This is a genomic window from Bacillus sp. CH140a_4T (assembly GCF_008923725.1).
Lineage (GTDB): Bacteria > Bacillota > Bacilli > Bacillales > Bacillaceae_G > Bacillus_A.
Genome location: NZ_WBPF01000023.1, coordinates 1,985 through 5,774, shown reverse-complemented (window position 1 = coordinate 5,774; position 3,790 = coordinate 1,985). Strand labels below are relative to the sequence as shown.

General features: G+C 34.0%; 2 protein-coding genes and 1 pseudogene. 1 reads left to right on the top strand and 2 read right to left on the bottom strand.

Annotated features, from left to right (window positions below; all coding sequences use genetic code 11):
- Positions 1-237 precede the first annotated feature (237 nt).
- Positions 238-1,650, bottom strand: a complete 1,413-nt coding sequence (locus F8162_RS27905; RefSeq protein ID WP_151633993.1) for a PLP-dependent aminotransferase family protein — start codon at positions 1,648-1,650, stop codon at positions 238-240.
- A gap of 117 nt (positions 1,651-1,767) precedes the next feature.
- Here F8162_RS27905 and F8162_RS27900 point away from each other — a divergent pair, with 117 nt between their 5' ends.
- Entirely contained in the window at positions 1,768-2,727 is a 960-nt protein-coding gene (locus F8162_RS27900) for a proline dehydrogenase family protein (protein ID WP_151633994.1), read from the top strand.
- A 615-nt stretch (positions 2,728-3,342) separates the two neighbouring features.
- On the opposite strand, the pseudogene F8162_RS29525 reads toward F8162_RS27900, so the two are convergent.
- Positions 3,343-3,455: pseudogene (locus tag F8162_RS29525) on the bottom strand (ABC transporter permease); the annotation flags it as partial.
- Between the last annotated feature and the right edge of the window lie 335 nt (positions 3,456-3,790).

Below are 3,790 nucleotides of genomic sequence, written 5' to 3'. Positions count from 1 at the left end.
CTCTAGCGCCGATGGTAGTTGGGACCTTGTCCCTGTGAGAGTAGGACGTCGCCAAGCAAGCTTAAGACGAGTCAGAATGACTCGTCTTTTTTGTGTTTAATGAAATAATCTTGTAATTAATGTTTGGCTCTATGAGTACGTTTATCTAGCAAGAAATAGCTTTATTTTATTATAATTTCACATCTAAATAGCATACCTTCAGAAAAATATGGCCAAGTTTGTTAGAACGTCTATTCGTTAACAAGAATATATACAAGGAATTGCCCTCTGTAGCCTGCTCACACCTTCTTTTATTTCTTCAGTCGTTAAATGTCCATATCCTATAATAATTCGATTATGATGTTTTCCTTTTTGAATGGCGTGCTCTTCCACAGGATATACTTTCACTCCGAATTGTTGGATTTCCTCAAGTAATTCTTTTGTGAATTGAACTTGATTGAATTCAACAATCAGGTGTAATCCTGTAGAATAACCGGAAATATTGATCTTATTTGAAAATGCTAATTTTAATTGCTGGATAAGGAAGTCTCTTCGAGTTTTATAGATTTTTTTCATCTTTATAATATGTCGTTCCAAATAATCTTCGGCAATAAATTTAGCAAGGACAAGCTGATTTAAAGAAGGTGTATGTAGATCTGAAAACCATTTTACCCTGCGACATTTTTCAATAAGGTGTGAGGGAAGAACTAAGTATCCCATCCTAAGGGCCGGGGATAAAATTTTACTAAATGAACCTATATATATAACACGCTCGGGATCCAATCCCTGTAATGAACTCACAGGTGAGCCTTCATATCGAAACTCACTGTCATAATCATCTTCAATGAGATAACAATTTGTTTTCCTTGAGTAGTTAATCAATTGAACCCGTCGTTGTATCGGTAACGCTCCTCCTAAAGGAAACTGATGAGAAGGAGTAGTGAAGATGAATTTTGGATTTTTATTTGCAGGCAGCAAAGATGTATCCATCCCATTATCATCAACTGGTATAGGATAAAGGAAGGCTCCTGAATTTTTAAAAATTATTTGAATGTCATTGGTGATTGGATCTTCTATTAGTACTTCGTCGCCTGTTGACAAAAGTAACTTAGAAACAAGTGTTAAAGCTTGAGTTGCACCGGAGGTAATTACCAATTGTTCTGGATGACAAAAAACTCCTCTTGTTTTTAGTAAATAGCGTGATAAAACCTTTCTTAATTCTGGACGCCCTTCGGGGATATCGTATCCAAACGTAGAAGGAAGTGTCTCGTTCCATATGTTGTGAGATAATTTTGCCCAGCTCTTACGTGGAAATAAGTCTAATGCTGGTATCCCTGAACGAAAATTAATGATGTTACTGTCCTTGTTTGCTTCTTCGCACCAAGATAAAGAATCAATTAGAGTTGATTTTTTACGTTGTTCTAAATAAGTCCCTTCTGCAATGAATGTCCCGGCTCCCTGTCGAGCGACCAAAAAACCTTCGGAAAATAATTGATCATACGCTTCTAAAATTACATTCCTAGACACGCTTAACTCAGAAGATAATTCTCGTGTTGAGGGTAGTTTTTCTCCGGATTTTAGCTCTCCGTTTAATATTCGTTCACGTATTTGGTGATAAACCTGTCGAATTAAACTTATATCTAATGATCGATCAATAGGTATCCAAAGCATATAAATGCTCCCTTCATCAAAATTGGTACCATAAAAGTTTAGCTAAAATGGTACTAATACGAACCATTTTAGCATGCTATAGTTGGATCAAATAGTTCTAAAGGAGATGAAAATGTGATGACTAAACTAGAATTACAAGTAGCTCAGGCATTTAAATCGATTGCACGAAATGAACATATAAAATCCTATGTACAACAATCCCCTGAACTCTATGCGCTAGTATTGCAAGCTGCGAAACGCTTTGTCACCGGAGAAACGAGACAGGAGGGGATTGTAACAGCGAAAGAACTAATTACAAAAGGTTATCATACTTCACTAGAATATATAGGGGAAAATACTCTAGATATAGAGGAATGCTATAAAGAAAAAAATGAGTTTTGGAATCTTATTGGTGACATGGGTGCTCTATCTATGAAACAAACAGTATCACTCGATTTATCGCATATTGGATTATCTATAGATCCAGAAATATCTTATCTTCATTTAATGGAGTTGGCAGAGAAGGCCGAAGTACACGGAACTAGCCTTATGATAAGTATGGAAGAATCATCTAAAACAGCGGATATTCTTTCCGTCTATAAAAAAACAACTGAGCAATATCCTAATGTAGGGATAACGATTCAGGCACATTTATATCGTTCGAACAATGATATTCAAGAACTCCTACATTACCCAGGGAAAATAAGAGTTGTAAAAGGTGCCTACCAAGAAGCTTCAGATATTGCTATGTCTAGGTCAACTGATTTAAATCAACAGTATCTTCAGATTGTAGAACAACTAATTGAAAATAATCATCCTGTATCTATAGCTACACACGATGAAATTCTTATTAAAGAGATGGAGCAACGTCAATATTTTAGTCAATCTAATGTAGAAATAGAAATGCTATATGGAATTCGTCCGGATATGTTAAGTGATTTGAAAAACAAGGGACATAACGCTAGAGTATATTTGACTTATGGGAAAGAGTGGTACTTGTATTTATGTCATCGGATAGCTGAACATCCAGAAAATCTATATCATGCAGTGACAGATATGATATATCCATCTTCAGCACAGCAGAGTAGGGAATATTAAATAGACATTTAATCTTAAATGTAAAAATTATTTTGGTTATGGCCGAATATATAAAGAGGCGGATTTTCCTTAGAGTAGAAATTCCGGCTCTTTTTATATTGAAACTTTTTAGTTTATATTTGCGTTAAATACGTACAGGACTTCTAGAGGTGTTGAAAAGAGTATGATTTATAATTGTGCAGCCAAAGTATACATTGTTGCAGAACTTGTTTTTGTGAGTGTTTTATATGTATTGGTTTCTTATTGTTGTGTATTCTTAGGTTTGTAGCTAGAAATAAATGAATTTGTGATTCTATATGTATTTCAAAACGAGGGCTACATAATAGAAACAATAAAATTACATGCTTTGTTAGTAACTCGATTCGCTCTTCTAGCGTTAAAACGCAAATAATAGGTATAGGATAAACATTATTAAATGTGATAAAACATCAAAAGAACAAACGTTCCTATCCGGTGTGTTGGGTACACTCGATCAATTGAGGTACGTATTTTTAATCGAGTATAGTTTAGTTTTGTATCTTAAATGTTTGTTAAGAGTATATAAAATTATTACGGCTAGGCCATATGGAAATGGATGCTGCTAAAGATGAAAGAGATATAAGTCTGTTATTTCAGTGACATAGGGATAGTTAGTAAATGTATTAGTGTGTTTCTATTTATTTACGAGTGAACAGGTCAGTAACGATTACTTCATATAAGGGGAACTCTATAACTAGAGTAGTATATAAGAATTACTGTATCGTTGTCTGTTATAAAAATACGTATACCTTCAATCGTTTCTAATAGAGTGCTTAATGAGTAAAGAGGTATTAGGGAGTGTGATAATTTTCAAACTACATATTAGTATTTATTAAAATAAGGTTGTTAGTTTCGCTGGTGAAAAACTTACGTGCAAATTAAGTCTAGTGTATAAGTAAACTTGAATGTATTTTGGAAGAAGAAATGAAAGTAAAGTAGAAGAGGCTTTGCTGATAATACAATCTTTATAGGCTCTTTTCTAGATTAGAGAGTGTAAAAACATTAACTTGAATATATTTATAAAAAGGTATTGACGATTGTAGGT

What these genes read in the sequence shown, in the direction of transcription:
- F8162_RS27905 (WP_151633993.1), bottom strand. Translation starts at nt 1,650, where the DNA reads ATGCTTTGGATACCTATTGATCGATCATTAGATATAAGTTTAATTCGA.
- F8162_RS27900 (WP_151633994.1), top strand. Translation starts at nt 1,768, where the DNA reads ATGACTAAACTAGAATTACAAGTAGCTCAGGCATTTAAATCGATTGCA.